This window comes from Vibrio sp. Hep-1b-8 (assembly GCF_006124995.1).
Taxonomy (GTDB): domain Bacteria; phylum Pseudomonadota; class Gammaproteobacteria; order Enterobacterales; family Vibrionaceae; genus Vibrio.
The window spans coordinates 26908-41987 of sequence record NZ_QEWN01000017.1; the positions used below are offsets into that span (position 1 = coordinate 26908).

General features: G+C 44.3%; 13 protein-coding genes. 8 read left to right on the forward strand and 5 right to left on the reverse strand.

Annotated elements, in window-relative coordinates; all coding sequences use genetic code 11:
- Window positions 1-224: 224 nt before the first annotated feature.
- Both narQ and DA100_RS05235 read left to right on the forward strand, forming a co-directional pair.
- The gene (narQ, locus tag DA100_RS05230; RefSeq protein ID WP_138971223.1) at window positions 225-1958 is read left to right on the forward strand and encodes a nitrate/nitrite two-component system sensor histidine kinase NarQ; all 1734 of its coding nucleotides are present in this window, start codon (window positions 225-227) and stop codon (window positions 1956-1958) included.
- On the forward strand, window positions 1945-2577 hold the full coding sequence (locus DA100_RS05235) for a response regulator (protein WP_138971224.1): 633 nt from the start codon (window positions 1945-1947) through the stop codon (window positions 2575-2577). Before narQ ends, DA100_RS05235 begins: the two co-directional genes overlap by 14 nt.
- A gap of 58 nt (window positions 2578-2635) precedes the next feature.
- Here the strand turns inward: DA100_RS05235 and dcuC are convergent, their stop codons facing one another.
- The 3 genes from dcuC to DA100_RS05250 form a co-directional block, all read right to left on the reverse strand.
- Window positions 2636-4003 carry an anaerobic C4-dicarboxylate transporter DcuC gene (dcuC, locus tag DA100_RS05240; RefSeq protein ID WP_138971225.1) on the reverse strand — a complete coding sequence of 456 codons (1368 nt, stop codon included), beginning with the start codon at window positions 4001-4003 and terminating at the stop codon, window positions 2636-2638.
- A gap of 283 nt (window positions 4004-4286) precedes the next feature.
- Window positions 4287-5102 (reverse strand): EAL domain-containing protein, encoded by an 816-nt coding sequence (locus DA100_RS05245; RefSeq protein WP_138971226.1) that lies wholly within the window; start codon window positions 5100-5102, stop codon window positions 4287-4289.
- 368 nt (window positions 5103-5470) lie between these two features.
- The gene (locus DA100_RS05250) at window positions 5471-6106 is read right to left on the reverse strand and encodes a hypothetical protein (protein WP_138971237.1); all 636 of its coding nucleotides are present in this window, start codon (window positions 6104-6106) and stop codon (window positions 5471-5473) included.
- Window positions 6107-6209: 103 nt separating this feature from the next.
- On the opposite strand from DA100_RS05250, the gene DA100_RS05255 reads away from it, so the two are divergent.
- The 3 genes from DA100_RS05255 (at window position 6210) to DA100_RS05265 (ending at window position 7773) form a co-directional block, all read left to right on the forward strand.
- Window positions 6210-6458 (forward strand): DUF2164 domain-containing protein, encoded by a 249-nt coding sequence (locus DA100_RS05255; protein ID WP_138971227.1) that lies wholly within the window; start codon window positions 6210-6212, stop codon window positions 6456-6458.
- A gap of 139 nt (window positions 6459-6597) precedes the next feature.
- Window positions 6598-7134, forward strand: a complete 537-nt coding sequence (locus DA100_RS05260; RefSeq protein ID WP_138971228.1) for a cytochrome b — start codon at window positions 6598-6600, stop codon at window positions 7132-7134.
- A 69-nt stretch (window positions 7135-7203) separates the two neighbouring features.
- Window positions 7204-7773 (forward strand): YceI family protein, encoded by a 570-nt coding sequence (locus tag DA100_RS05265; RefSeq protein ID WP_138971229.1) that lies wholly within the window; start codon window positions 7204-7206, stop codon window positions 7771-7773.
- 114 nt (window positions 7774-7887) lie between these two features.
- Here the strand turns inward: DA100_RS05265 and focA are convergent, their stop codons facing one another.
- Window positions 7888-9333: a formate transporter FocA gene (gene focA, locus DA100_RS05270; RefSeq protein WP_138971230.1), complete on the reverse strand. Its 1446-nt coding sequence runs from the start codon at window positions 9331-9333 to the stop codon at window positions 7888-7890.
- Window positions 9334-9586: 253 nt separating this feature from the next.
- Between focA and DA100_RS05275 the strand changes: the two genes are divergently transcribed.
- Window positions 9587-10492, forward strand: a complete 906-nt coding sequence (locus tag DA100_RS05275; RefSeq protein ID WP_138971231.1) for a LysR substrate-binding domain-containing protein — start codon at window positions 9587-9589, stop codon at window positions 10490-10492.
- Between the two features lie 182 nt (window positions 10493-10674).
- The gene (locus DA100_RS05280; RefSeq protein WP_138971232.1) at window positions 10675-11160 is read left to right on the forward strand and encodes a DUF1097 domain-containing protein; all 486 of its coding nucleotides are present in this window, start codon (window positions 10675-10677) and stop codon (window positions 11158-11160) included.
- 106 nt (window positions 11161-11266) lie between these two features.
- Here DA100_RS05280 and DA100_RS05285 read toward each other — a convergent pair whose 3' ends face one another.
- Window positions 11267-12898 carry an ATP-dependent endonuclease gene (locus DA100_RS05285; protein WP_138971233.1) on the reverse strand — a complete coding sequence of 544 codons (1632 nt, stop codon included), beginning with the start codon at window positions 12896-12898 and terminating at the stop codon, window positions 11267-11269.
- A 229-nt stretch (window positions 12899-13127) separates the two neighbouring features.
- Between DA100_RS05285 and DA100_RS05290 the strand changes: the two genes are divergently transcribed.
- The gene (locus DA100_RS05290) at window positions 13128-14879 is read left to right on the forward strand and encodes a bifunctional metallophosphatase/5'-nucleotidase (RefSeq protein WP_138971234.1); all 1752 of its coding nucleotides are present in this window, start codon (window positions 13128-13130) and stop codon (window positions 14877-14879) included.
- Window positions 14880-15080 lie beyond the last annotated feature (201 nt).

Consider the following 15080-nt stretch of genomic DNA (forward strand, 5'->3'; position numbering starts at 1 on the left):
TTATTGTGGACTACGCTTAGCTCACAATTGCCATTAACAAACTGTCATTTAAGTTCATACAAATTGTAGTTTTTGACATATTTGTATAAATACCCCTTAGGGGTTAATTAGCGGGGGTTGTTGTTTTAGATCAATAAATTCCGACGGCTTTGATCACATATTGTGCGTGTCGCACAAACTAGGTAGAACAAATATCGGCGATAGATTCAACAAGTGGTGAGACTGTGTTAAAAAGTGTGAAAAACTCCGTTACGAGAACCATTGCCAAAGCGATGGGCCTTATCCTTGCACTCTCGGTGGCGACAACGAGTTTTGCCATCATCACTTTGGCTTCCAGTCTGAATGATGCTGAGGCAGTCAACGTAGCAGGATCGATGCGTATGCAGAGCTATCGACTTGCGCATGATATCCAGTCTGAATCTGTCGATTATGAAGCGCACATTACCATGTTTGAACGTTCTGTTTATGCACCGTCGATGAAGGCGTTGCAAGGCTGGACAGTACCTGACGATATTACCCATGATTACTACCGCCTGATTGTACGTTGGCACGAACTCAAGCAGGTGTTAAAGAGTCATGACAGGGATCGTTATTTGATCCTCGTTGCTGGATTTGTCAATCAAATCGATGCTTTTGTATTCAAATTACAAAACTTCTCAGAGCAGAAACTGATCAAGCTCGCATGGGTTGGCGGATTAGGTCTTGGTGGGATTCTTATCGTCGGCATCTTTGTGGTTCATTACACACGACGTGAAATCGTAAGACCTTTGAACGCATTGGTTTATGCCAGTGAACAGATCCAATCGCGTTCATTTGACGTTGAGCTCAATGTTTCGAGCGACAATGAGATGGGGATTTTAACCCGCACTTTTAACAATATGGCCGCGGAACTTGGTAAGCTGTATCGAGGGCTTGAAAAAGCGGTTAATGAGAAAACGCAGAGGCTTCAGCATGCCAACAACTCGCTGAAAGTACTATATAAATCATCGCAGGAACTCACTGCTTCGAGGATTGGTCAGGATAACTTTGAAGCCATCTTAGCTCACATTGCAAGCTTAGAAGGCATCGCGGCGGTTAAATTAGAAATCACTGCCGAGGGTGAACGTCCACTAATACTGACACAAGGTGACGAATGTGCCGGATGCGATTCGAACTGCCAGAGCCAGCCGTTGTCATTAGATGGCGTGGAGTTAGGGACGCTTTATTGGAAAGTATCATTGCCGTGTCCGGATCAAGCTCTGATCGATAACTTTGTCCAAATACTCTCGCGGGCAGTTTATTACAATCAGGCGCAAAAACAGGCTGAGCAACTGCTTCTGATGGAAGAGCGTGCGACCATTGCCCGTGAGTTACATGACTCATTAGCGCAGTCGTTATCGTATCTCAAGATTCAAGTCTCTTTGCTTAAAAGAGGAATTGCTAAACTACCTGATAGCAAAGAGCTTGATAACACGACGCCAATTCTTGCTGAACTTGATACCGGGTTGTCGGCGGCTTACACCCAGCTAAGGGAACTTTTGACGACCTTTAGATTGACGATCAAAGAGGGCAGTTTTGGAAACGCACTGAGTGAAATGACGTCTCAGTTGGCAGAGCAGACCGATGCAGAAATCATTTTAAGCAATCAATTATCATCCATTGAACTAGATGCAAATCAACAAGTACATCTACTTCAATTGATAAGAGAAGCAACCATAAATGCTATAAAGCACGCAAATGCACAACACATTTGTATTCAATGTCATGAAACCGATACACACGTCCTAGTCTCGGTCAGTGATGATGGTGTAGGGTTTGATCAATCAATTGAAAAGCTCAACCATTACGGATTAAGCATTATGAAAGAGCGCGCCTCTCGATTAAGTGGAAATCTTGTCGTTAACAGTCGTGACAATAAAGGTTGTGAAATACTATTAGAGTATCCCAAGATTAAGGAAACGAACATTGACCGTATGTAGAGTATTACTAGTGGATGATCATCCACTGATGAGACGTGGTATTCAGCAGCTCTTGAGCTTTGAAGACGATTTTGATGTGGTGGCGGAAGCAAGCAATGGCGCTGATGCCGTTGCCAAAAACCATGAGCATACACCTGATCTCGTGTTACTCGACCTCAATATGAAGGGGATGTCTGGACTTGATACGCTTGGGGCACTTCGTGCAGATGGTTGCGATGCAGCAATTGTTATCCTCACAGTATCAGACAGCCCGGCAGATATTGAAGCGATCGTCAAAGCAGGCGCTGACGGCTATTTACTTAAAGATACGGAACCTGACGAGCTGGTGGAGCTACTGCGTTCATCGTTACGCGGTAACAAAGCGTACAGCCGAGAAGTAGCCAAATATCTTAGCGAACGTGAGAACAGCACGGACGTCTTTGATGAACTCACAGACCGTGAGTTACAAATCTTAAAAGAAGTGGCAAAAGGCTTTCGTAACAAACAGATTGCAGACACACTTTTTATCTCTGAATCGACGGTGAAAGTGCACATGAAGAGCCTACTTAAGAAGCTCAAGGTACCGTCTCGCACAGCAGCAACCGTGTTATACCTAGAACGATACGGTGATAATAAGTAACTGTCACCAATACAAAAAAGGGCGCTGATAGCGCCCTTTTTAGTGCCTAGTCGGCGAATTACGCGTTCATTGGAACCAGTACCATCGTACCAATGATGACCGTTGCCAAACCACACAGTACAGGAACCGAAGTACGTTTCACGACTTCGAACGGACTGATGTTTGCCATGCCTGAAGTTGCTACGATAACACCTGATACTGGCGAAATAGTACGACCTAGGTTAGACGCCTGTAGCATCGGAATGATTAGGAACGCTGGGTTGAGGCCCATTTTAGCGGCTAATGAAGGAGCAAGCTCAACGAATGCGTAAAAAGGCGCATTACCTGAACCCGTCGCAATGGCCGCGGCAACTGTTAGACCAGTCAAGATCAGCATCAAGGCAATACCGCCTGCGCCCGCTGTTTCTGCTAAGTGCAGTAGGTTATCAATAGCGCCGACAGACATAAGACCTTGAGCGAACACACCAGCTGCGACCAATAGCATCACAACACCTTTAAACGCGTCAGCCATACCTTGGTAACAAGACTCTAGGTCTTCAAGGGTTTTTTGTCCGTCAAAACGCTTAACAACATAATCAACCAAAGCGCCGATGAAAATCGAAAGCACTACAATGGTGTAGATGTCTAGTTTGAGGCCTGGGATAGTACGACCGTTAAACAGGAACACACCAATAATCGGTAAGAATGGTAACACGGCATAAAACGCTGGCGCGTTTACTTCAATCTCAGAAACATCGACTCGCTCCATTGGAGAGTTTTGCTTTTGATCGAGGTATTTGTTCCAAAAGAAAGCGGCTACTGCCATCACGATGATCGCACAGATTGAGACTGGAAGTACGGTTTGGACGGCGAATACATCCAAATCTAATCCTGACTTCTCAGCTGCAATGACCACATCTCCAGACGTTGGTGAAAGAATGATCGCAGCAGGGGACGCACAAACAGCAACCGCAGCTGGACGAGAAATGCCCATAGCCGTCATCATTGGGAATAGTGTTGCCATTAATAGAACACCAAGGCCTGTTGCAGAACTCACGGCTAATGACATGAGACACGCGACAATATAGGCTGCAACGAGCAGTACGTATGGAGACTTGATGACAGAGAGTGGTTTTGAAAACTGTTTTACTACAACATTGTTAGCACCAATATGAGTCATATAAGCAGCAAAGCCACATAACAGCATGATCTGCATACCTAAACCGCCACCACGGTACTGAAGCATGTATTTGACGTACTCTAGTGCGTCAGTGACCATGTTTCCTGTTGATGTGATCTTTGCGGGCAATACGGTGTGGCCGATAATCCCCGTAACAATCAACAGAAAAATACCGGCAGTGAGTAGGACACCAGCGGGTTTGTAGCCTTTGACAATGAAATAGCCAACGGTGATCGTCACAACGAGGCCAATCAAGAGTTCCAGCATAGAAATCTCCTCAAGATATGAAAAATATAAAGAAACTGTTTCAAACTATGTCAAAGAATGTACAGAATTCTATCTTGTGGCACGAGGGCAATTTGCCGTTCTAATGATCTGGAACAATAATTCGATAAAGCTTTTGCAGTTAGAGATATGTATTGTAAGTATGTGGTTTCTTGGATGTTAAAATTACAGCCAATGATTGATGGGGCATATACAAAATGGGGAGGAGGTATTGTTCTCAGCGAGAGTTTTAGGACAACTTATTTAAATCGCCGTTTGTCACATTTTACTTACTCAATTCCTCAAAGTTGTGTGTTGCGAACGGATGGACGGCCTCTAGTGGAGCCGGCATTGCGAGAAAATACCCTTGGAACATATCGATCTCTAACTGACGCATTGCATCAAGCTGCTGTTGAGTCTCAATACCCTCAACTACCGTTTTTGCATTGAGTTTTTTTGCAAGGTTAATGCTAGACAGCAAGCCACTTTTATCGCCGTCCATGCACGATAGCATCAATGTACGATCAATTTTTATTATTCCGGGTCTTAACGCTTCAACCCGCTTTTGGTTTGAGGCATTTATACCATAGTCATCTACCGCGATTGTGAACTTATTCTCAGCAAGTTTGTCCATCGCTCGGCGCAGGTTCTCTTCGCTCGATGCAGCGAGTTCAATCACTTCCATGACAATTTGCGAGCTACTTAGCTCAAGAGCTTTGAGACGCTGATTGAGCAAGCAAGAATCAATACTTTCGATGGCGAGATATTCCCCAGCGGACGGGAGGACATTAAGGAAGAGTTGCAGATGACGGTATTTTGAACGCGCAAAGTTTCGAATGTGAATGACTCGACTTAAACGCTCTACATTGATCTTGTCATCAAAGTCAGTCTGGTCAGAATGGAAAAAGAGATCAGGGCGGACGCAACCATGTCCTTCACGGTGAATCCTTACCAAAGCTTCAACACCGATAACTTGGTCCTGGCGGTCGAAAATCGGTTGGAACACACTATTGAGTTTTAGGTCTTTATAAGTACCGACGTACTGCGAATTTTCATTGATGGAAAGGCAATCCACAAATTGCTGCTTAGTGGATAGAATCATACCTACAATAGACCTCGATAATCGACAAAGTTAACCACAGTGGGTTGTTCTCAACGTTGCGACATAATATTGACACGGCCGTAAATCTGTCAATTAAACTTTGGGCTAAAGACTCGAATTTTGAAGGCATATCCAACTATTGGTTAATTAATCGTTTACTAGCAGACAGATTAACTGAACGTTTTGTCATTAGTGGCTAAGTAGTAAACATGGTTTGATGCGTTTTTGTCCACGCTAGAGGGGAAATTAGCGGGCGATACTATCGTTCGTACTGGTAGCGTTTAAGAGCTTTCACTTCAACCTCTTTATCTCGACAAAGAGGGAGTAGTATTGTTGGAGAACGTGACCTTACGATGACATGACGGCGTTTAACTAAGTTGTATGACTGAATAGAGCTGAATGTATTTACGTACCAGCTGTTTATCCGTAGCGCGCTTTAATGGATGGGTAAACTTTACGAAATAAGGGCTGAGGCTAAAATGCTGTTCTAGAGATTGAGCCAGTAGAGATTCACTTTCATACAGAGTGATCCCCTGAACACGGTATTCATCTATCTCGTCTGGTAATTGACCTGTCCACCAATGTAGTAACTCTCGACTCTGTTTGCTACGCGTTATCCAATGGTCAGTAAGTAATAGTAATAGATCGTTCGGTTGGACGGCGTATCCATACTCTTCTTGCCAATGGGCTATGGTTTTAAACAGCTTCTTACGACATGAAGGCCCAGCGCTAACAAGGTGAGAAGTCAAAATCCACACCGTGCCTATTTCTGAACTGACTCGATAGTGATGGGGAAGATCGATGTTGTTTACCGTATCAAGAGACTTATAGTCGTAGTCATGACCAAACTCATTCAGCGTGCGTGAAAGACGACGCGCAAAGGCTAGGCCCAAATGATGCTCATTCATCCCCTTATTGTGAATTGTTGGGTAGTGCTTTTCACATAACGCCATGCAGTCAGCCTGAAATTCGTTGACGCTCTGTACTAATACATCCAATAACAAGATCAATCTCTCCATAATAAGCACTAAGCGTAACTAGACTAACATGCTGCGATAAAGTTTCGTTACACTTAATCGATTAAAACTTGAGGAGCTTTAGGGGTTTATGTCTAAGATTGAATTTACATCACAACAAAAACAGGCGATGGCGCAGCGGCTTCAGAACTACTTAGAAGACGAACTTGATATTGAAATCGGACAATTCGATAGTGAATTTCTGCTTGAGTTTATTACCAAGAATTTTGGTGGCGCTTTTTACAACAAAGGCCTATCTGATGCGCAAGCGATAATGGAAAGAAAAATGTTAGATATCGGCGATGAAATCTATCAAGCCGAGCAATTGAGTGATTATTAAGTTCCTTCAATTTTTTTGAACGACTTAATCAACACCAACGGATGTCGTGAAAGTAAAGAATAGTAAATAATCTGTTGCAAGAAAGACGGAAATGTAGTCTAAAGAGCACAAAAGTAACGCTAAGGCATAGGGCTGTTGAATGAAATCAGACGTAAAAAATTACAACCCAGTAGCAAGATCAATCCATTGGTTGTCAGCGATTGTGGTTATCGCCATGTTCGGTGTCGGATTGTGGATGGTCGATCTATCCTATTACAGTCAGTGGTATAAGACCGCACCGCACTGGCACAAATCAGTTGGATTGTTGCTAGCAGGGTTAACTATCTTTAGATTTGTATGGAAATTAGTGACGCCGTCACCACGAACTGAAGGCAGCCCGCTAGAAATCATTGGCGCCAAATTGGCTCATATGGCGATGTACGGTCTGTTTATCGTGCTGTTTGTCTCAGGATATTTGATTTCGACGGAAGATGGCCGAGCGATTGACGTTTTCAACTGGTTTAGTGTACCCGCGTTAGGGGCTCTGTTTGAAAATCAGGCAGATATCTCTGGTCAGGTTCATTTCTATACGGCTTGGGCACTCATTATTCTTGCTGCTGTTCATGCAATTGCAGCTTTAAAACACCACTTTATTAATAAAGACAATACGTTACGTAAAATGCTAGGCATAAACTAGTTATTACGTGCACAACGTTATCAAAAACGTGAAAAACAACACGCTACGTAAGATGATAGGAGCTTCACAATGAAAAAAACAATTTTTGCTGCAGGACTGGCTATGGTTATGGCATTGCCTTTTGGTGCTAGCGCAGCAGATTACATGATCGATACTAAAGGTGCTCACGCTTCAGTTAACTTTAAAGTAAGCCACCTAGGTTACAGTTTTATCAAAGGTCGTTTTAACAAGTTCGATGGTGAGTTTTCTTATGATCCTGCTAACGTAGCCGCATCAAAAGTAATGGTAAATGTTGATACGACAAGTTTAGACTCGAACCATGCAGAGCGTGATAAACATATTCGTAGTTCAGACTTTATTGACGCTTCTAAGTACTCTACAGCAACCTTTACCAGTACCAGTGTTGTTGATAAAGGCGACGGCAAACTGGCTGTAAATGGTGAACTGAATCTTCATGGTGTGACTAAGCCAGTTACAATTGATGCTGAGTTCATTGGTGCAGGTCAAGATCCTTGGGGTAATGAGCGTGCTGGCTTCTACGGCACAACGCGTCTTGAGCTTGCAGACTTCAATATCGCAGTGATGGGTGCATCAAGTTATGTAGACATGGAACTGCACGTTGAAGGTGTTAAGAAATAACGCCAGCAGCGGAAGTGACAAAAAAGCCCCTTAGCCAGAGCTAAGGGGCTTTTTTTGGTCAAGCGACTTATTTCCCGACCAAAACTTCTAGCCAACGTGTTGTTATTCTGTCTTTTACGCTGTTTCTAGATGGCGTTGTTCAACGATGCTCACTCGTTCACCGTAAATAGGGCGCAGTGCGGCAAGAACAGTTTCTCGTGAGACCACACCGACCAATTTACCTTGCTCAAGAACAGGCAGTACATGCGGTTGGTTTACTTTCATCGATTTCGCACGCTCTTCTAAAGAGAGTGTGGTGAAGCGAGTCGCCATCCCCATGCTCGTTGTTGGGTATAGCTGTTCCTTGTCGATACAAAGGAATTCAGCGATATCAACCAGTTTGTCTTTGCTATCGATAGCGATAACTTCGCGTGACATTAAATCAACCACTTTTTGATCGCTCGTTGGAATGTAATCCTGACACCATAGGTCGACCATCACGTCATGTACAGAGAAGAAACCTACTAAACGACCTTCGATATCACAAACGGGTGCACTGGCAAGATGGTTGTCTAAAAGAGTGTCGATCGCTGTTGGAGTTGGCATGTCTGCGCGTAGTACGACTGGCGCGCTATTCATAATGTCTTTAGCCGTTAGGTTGTTGTTCATAGTTAGTTCCTTAACCGTATTTAACTGAGTTGTTGTAATGGCCGATACACTGGCTGCTTTTAGATGTGGTCTGCGATAAATTCCCCAGTTCGCAAGTCCCACCAAAACGGCTCCCCCAACAATGTTTCCAAGTGTCACTGGAATCAGGTTGGCGAAGACAAATTGCTTAACGTTTAGGTCTGCATAGTGTGTCGCTGATACGCCGACTTGCTGCCAAAAACTATCGGGAGCAAAGTTCTGGATAACGATCCCCAATGGCACCATAAACATGTTGGCTACGCAGTGTTCGAAGCCGCTTGAGACGAACATGGCAACAGGCATAATTGTCATTGCTGCCTTTGTCATTGCGTTTGCACTGCTAAAAGTTAACCATATTGCTAGACAAACCAATAAGTTACATAACACACCTAATGCGAATGCCTGGATGGTGGTGTGGTGTAGTTTATGCTGAGCAATGTTGAGCGCATTCAATCCCCACTGACCTTGATCCAATTGATACATGCCAGCGGCACTGACGATGATCAACAGCAGCATTGCACCAATAAAGTTACCGAAGTAGACCTTGCCCCAGATAGAGATCATCTTGGTAAAGCTAATCTGTTTATTGGCCCAAGAGATGCTCGATAACACTGAACTGGTAAACAGTTCTCCACCACATATGACGATGAGAATGAGCCCCATACTGAAGGCCAAGCCTCCAGCTAATCGGCTTAACCCCCAACCACTATCAGCACTGCCTGTTGTGACTGTTATGTAAAACAGAAATGCCAGACCGATAAACGCGCCAGCCATAATCGCTAGGCTTAACGTCATGCCGCTGCTCTTTTTGGCTTTGCTTAACGCAAATTTTTCAGCTTCGGCCATCATATCGATGGGCGAAAAGTACTGATTATTGACTTGAGTTGATGACATAACCGCTCCTCAACGTGTACTGCATAAATCTCCTCCTGTGTGTATGCAGCGAATAACTCACCACTGCCCAACCAGATTAGGGTCAGGAGCACTAGAGGTAAAATTGATAATTTTTAAAAAACACATCAAAAATATTGATATGCCGTGGCAGGAGCGTAAAATGAAATGGTTTGCGTATATGTCGGGTCAATCTGACATTTGAACGTAGTAATGTGTGTAGAAAACACCATCAATAGCAAAGGATTGGATCGCTATGCGATATTCATTAAAACAGCTTGCAGTATTTGATTCAGTTGCCGATACCGGCAGTGTCAGTTTGGCTGCTGATAAACTCGCATTAACTCAGTCAGCGACAAGCATGTCTTTGGCTCAATTGGAGAAGATGCTCGGCCGTCCGCTCTTTGAACGCCAAGGAAAGCAGATGGCTCTGACCCACTGGGGAATGTGGCTTCGCCCAAAAGCAAAACGCCTCTTGCAAGATGCACAACAGATTGAAATGGGCTTCTACGAACAGCATTTGCTTAGTGGCCACGTTAAGCTTGGCGCAAGCCAAACACCAGCAGAACATTTGGTGCCTGACCTTATCAGTATTATTGATAACTCTTTTCCTGAAATGCGTATTTCACTTAACGTCAAAAGTACCGACAGTGTTATCGAGGGGGTACTCGACTACAAATATGACCTGGGTATCATCGAAGGACGTTGTGATGACAACCGCTTGCATCAGGAGGTTTGGTGCCGGGATCATCTAACAGTGGTTGCTGCTGCTCATCATCCTTTCGCTCGCCATGAAACAGTGAGCTTGGCGCAGCTTGAGCAGGCTCGTTGGGTATTGCGAGAGCACGGCAGCGGGACACGAATGATTTTTGACAGTTCGATACACCATTTGATTGAAGATCTCGATGTATGGCGTGAATACGAACACGTTCCAGTGCTTCGCAGTATGGTTGAAAACGGTCAATATCTTACTTGTTTACCCTATCTTGATGTTGAGCGATTCATTGAAAGTGGTCAGCTTGTCGCTCTGAATGTCCCAGAACTCAGTATGGAGCGGACTCTCTCTTTTATATGGCGAGCCGACATGATTGAAAACCCGCTTGTCGAGTGCATTAAGCGAGAAGGGGCACGAATGATGAAAGGCAAGCCGTCAGTGTTGTAGCCAACGCCCCTGCACCTTATTAACTAAAACTGTTGAAATATCGATTACGTCACAAGTTTAATGATTTACAATGCAATTTAATTATTGATTGTGTGATCTACGATGTGTGTTATTGGCGTGAAATTGCCTAGTATGCTTACTTGAACTTTTGATGTGTGGTTAAACACACCGAGCGAGGCGTAATGAGCACTCTAGTCGCAATTTCACTTACAACAGGCATTTTATCCGGACTTTGGGGGTGGGTAGCTATCTCTCTAGGGCTGCTTTCATGGGCAGGTTTCTTGGGCTGTACTAGCTATTTTGCGTCGCCAAACGACGGACTAAAAGGGTTATCAGTTAGTTTGATAACTAATATGAGTGGCGTTTTTTGGGCAATGGTGATCATTTACGCATCTCAATTCGCTTCACTGGAAATCCTTGGCTACGTGATTACTGCCCTTGTTGCATTTTTGATGTGTGTGCAGGCGAAACAAGCTTGGCTCGGTTATATCCCTGGCACCTTTATTGGTTCATGCGCAACCTTTGCAGCCGATGGTAACTGGAAGCTAGTGATTCCTTCCCTGATTTTAGGTGGCATTTTTGGTTACCTAATGAAAGCGAGCGGCATGTGGCTTCATCAGAAGTCAAACCAATCTCAGGCTAATAGCCGTTTACAAGCGCGTTCTTAGCTTTAGATAACCATCCTGACTGCTATACCGAAGCTGTTCAGGAACCCCCGATTGATTTGTATCAGTATTTTTTGATACGCGGCATCTAGTTATAGATGCCGCTTTTTTATGTGTTGCCATTTGCCATTGTGACGACACGCTTCAATGTCCAGCGCAATAAGATTGGAATGCATTCGTTACCTTTGGTTTCGCAGTGGGAAACGATGGCGAGCGCGAGATCCGGTTTGGCGTATTTTTTCAGCACTCGTGTGACGACTTTTTTCGCGGGAATAGGGTGATCTAGTGGAATCTTGACCATATTTTTAAAAAACGGCTCGAATCCATTGTTATACAAGAAGTGCTCTATATCTCGATCCGGTAGTTCGGTGAGTCTGTGTCGCTCTTGGTCATGACCCAACTGAGCTTTAACGGTGGCTGCGTACTTTTTACCGGCGGCATCGCCATCTGTTACAACATGCCAGTCAATTCCAAATGCTTTGGCAACTTTGATCAGCGACTTTAGACCTGACTGAGCAAACTCGATGATTTGCACGCCTTCCGCGGCGAGGTTGTAGCCGCACTGGTTAGCCAATTCGTTAAATAGCCACACCTCAGTCTCGCCCTCAACCAATAGCCAACACCGAGCAAACAGCGCACCTGAGCGATGGAAACGAATATGGAACCCGATGCGGCGCAAATCGTCGCGGCCAAATCCTTGCTCAGACAAGTAAGTGGTAATAGTACGATCCGACTGTCTAACTAAGCGTCTAATACTGGATAATGGAATCTGACCAAGTAACTCGCCACTATTGGTTGTTAATATTTTTTGCATAGGTAAAAGTTGCAGTAAACCCCATGCGCGCGCGAGGTGGGTAGGGTGCAAACGGCCTTCTGGATCTTCAATGATCAACAGTGGGCGAGCGCAACGTCTTAGTGTTGTTGGGCCTTTCGCTTGAAGATAGGCATTTAACAGCCCCATAAACAGCAAGCGAGTTTGTTTGTCTTTTGTTTCCTCAACTACCTGAGAAATACTTTTGGTACCTTGAGGCGCATTAAAGAAAATACCATCACGCTGTTTGCGTGGATTCTTGCGTGAATTGGATTTAAAAGAAAAGTAGTGTTCGACTAAGGCGTTCATTGAATTCAGGCTACTACGCATTTCACCTTTGTTGACGTGGCCGGGAATCGCCATTAAACGGCGGCAAGTATTGTCTATCCGTTTCTCTACACGGGAACTGACACTGTTTCCGTTGTGAATAGGGCGTTCAAAACGACGTGAATCCTTGAGTCGAATAACAGGATGGAGACTCATCAGTTCTTGTGCCAGCTTTTCGGAGTGATGCAACGGCAATGGGTTTCCTTCGATATCGAGAAAACTGTACTTAGTCTCGATATCATACGCCACACGTGATGCACTCAATCGATAGATAATACGATGGACCCCTTGTTCGTCTTCAACCCAAACGGGTTTGATCTTTCGATAGCGACCTGCGTGAGTTTCGTTTTTATCAGTAGAAACCAAACTTAGTACGATTTGTAGGTGCTGAGTCTGGGGATGGGCGATGGAATAATCGACGTGGAAGTCTGTCATTTCGAAACTATACGGTGTGCCCTCTGGTGGGAGTGAAACAGAAAGCGCGTCTAGGAGTGATGATTTACCCCAAGTATTTTCACCAATTAGGGTGGTGAGTTCATCGAATGCGATTGAAAGACGTTTGATTCCACGAAACCCGGAAATCTCAATTCGCTCTAGCTTCATAGAGTGACCTCAATGATTGTTGTTATGATAAGCATAATAGAAAAATGCTGACATAGCAGACATTTAGCTCACAAAGTCTTAACCTGACATCAATCTCAACTCGTTTTATAACTATGACCGTCATCATACATTCAGATGTATATGACATATCGTTCTCAATATAAATGTGAAATATAATGAATCTGTCATGTTGGATAAGGTAGGATGTAGCGGAAAAGAGAGAAAAGATATGACAGATAAAAAAAATAAAACAACACGGCTGCGGATAGCTCACATCAATGATACACATTCCTATTTTGAACCTACATCTCTTCAGTTATCTATCAATGTCGATGGACACTCGTTAGCGCCCTATGTCAGTGCCGGGGGCTTTGCTCGTATCGCCACGCGAGTAAAACAGTTGCGTGAAGAGGCACAATCTCAAGACCAAGAATTTGTTTTTCTTCATGCGGGAGATTGCTTTCAAGGGACCTTGTACTTCTCTTTGTTTAAGGGAGAAGCAAACGCCACCATGCTTAACGGCTTAGATATTGATGCGATGGCGTTAGGCAATCATGAATTAGACATGGGTAATGAACCCGTCGCTCAGTTTGCAACTCAGATTAATTTCCCGCTGCTTGCTGGCAATTGGGATCTAAGTAACGAATCCCTCAATAAGGCACATAGGCTGTCAATCAATCCAAAGGTGGTGAGCTATAACGCCGTCACTCATAGCGCTGGTTGGATAGAGAAACCGTTTGGTGACGATAAGATTGCTATTTTTTCTTTAGCGCTCGACAAGATGGCCGACATCTCAAATCCAGACTGGGACACGCCCTTTATTAACGCGATTGAAACGGCAAAAAATACGGTAGCACAGATGCACCTTGCAGGAATCAACAAGATTATCTTGCTCAGTCATATGGGGTACGAAGCCGATTTAGATCTCGCCAACCATGTCGATGGCATCAGTGTGATTGTTGGCGGACATAGTCATCGCTTGCAGGGGGATTTCAGTGATTTAGGCTTAACCAAAGACGATGATTATGGCGTAAAAGTCAATCAAACCTACGTAGTACAAGCGGGCTATCATGCCTTGAGCCTTGGTCATTGCGACTTGGAGTTTACGGCCAATGGTGAACTGATCTCATTCAACGGTCAAAATGAGCTACTCCTTGGTCGACGACTGTTTATTGATGCCAGCATGAGCGAAACTCATGACGACACACCATATCAACAAGCACGTGAGTTTATTAACGTACATCCAAATGTTGTTGTGTGTAAAAAAGATCCTGCACTTCAGACGGTGTTGCAAGAGAAGTATCGTAATCAGGTTGTGGCTTTACAAGGTAAGATCATTGCGACAGCCGATAGAAAATTGCGTCACATCCGCGTCCCAGATGAGCAAGGACCAAGTCAACTCGCCCCTTTAGTCGCACAGTCATTCCATTACAAGATGACCCAGATGGGGTACGACGTAGATTTTGCGCTCCATAATGCCGGAGGAGTGAGGAATTCACTTAATGCGGGAAACGTATCTGTTGCGGATGTGGCAGGTAAGCTACTGCCATTTGCCGTACCGATCGGTATCTACAAAATTAAAGGTCAATACTTGCCGCTCATTTTAGAAGGGGCAATTAATAACGCGCTAAACAATGGTGTTGAAGGGACAGGGGATGGCTCATTTCCTTACACACATAATCTGCGCTTTACTTATCTGTCTGAGGCGGAAATCGGTAAGCGTATACAGGATTTAATGATTTTAGATTCGAGTGGCAACTGGCAGCCAGTTGACCACCAGCGTATATATCACGGTTCTTCATCGGCATATACGATGAAAGGTAAAGAAGGTTACGACGCGATTTTGAATATGGAAGATGAAGGGGTTATAACCTCTGTCTCCATGGCCGACTGCTTCATCCGACTGCTGGAAGATAAGCCGCAAACGCTCAATCGTCTACAGCCCGATATCAGTTCTATTCAATGGCACAAAGGTTGCTAGTTACTCCTTGGGTTCATGCTATGTATCAATAATACTCAAGGGGGTATTATGTGGAGTAAAGATTGGATAGACGTTGCAGTGGTCATTAGCTGGATTAGCGTATGGTCTGCATTAGTTTACTTTATTCCTGTGGGTGGCGTTTAACCGTCACAACGAACACCGCAGGCACCAAGTAAATTACCACCTTCTAAAGAAGGTGGC

Coding starts and splice junctions, on each gene's coding strand:
- dcuC (WP_138971225.1), bottom strand. CDS start 4,003: ATGCTGGAACTCTTGATTGGCCTCGTTGTGACGATCACCGTTGGCTAT.
- DA100_RS05245 (WP_138971226.1), bottom strand. CDS start 5,102: ATGATTCTATCCACTAAGCAGCAATTTGTGGATTGCCTTTCCATCAAT.
- DA100_RS05255 (WP_138971227.1), top strand. CDS start 6,210: ATGTCTAAGATTGAATTTACATCACAACAAAAACAGGCGATGGCGCAG.
- DA100_RS05260 (WP_138971228.1), top strand. CDS start 6,598: ATGAAATCAGACGTAAAAAATTACAACCCAGTAGCAAGATCAATCCAT.
- DA100_RS05265 (WP_138971229.1), top strand. CDS start 7,204: ATGAAAAAAACAATTTTTGCTGCAGGACTGGCTATGGTTATGGCATTG.
- focA (WP_138971230.1), bottom strand. CDS start 9,333: ATGTCATCAACTCAAGTCAATAATCAGTACTTTTCGCCCATCGATATG.
- DA100_RS05275 (WP_138971231.1), top strand. CDS start 9,587: ATGCGATATTCATTAAAACAGCTTGCAGTATTTGATTCAGTTGCCGAT.
- DA100_RS05280 (WP_138971232.1), top strand. CDS start 10,675: ATGAGCACTCTAGTCGCAATTTCACTTACAACAGGCATTTTATCCGGA.
- DA100_RS05285 (WP_138971233.1), bottom strand. CDS start 12,898: ATGAAGCTAGAGCGAATTGAGATTTCCGGGTTTCGTGGAATCAAACGT.
- DA100_RS05290 (WP_138971234.1), top strand. CDS start 13,128: ATGACAGATAAAAAAAATAAAACAACACGGCTGCGGATAGCTCACATC.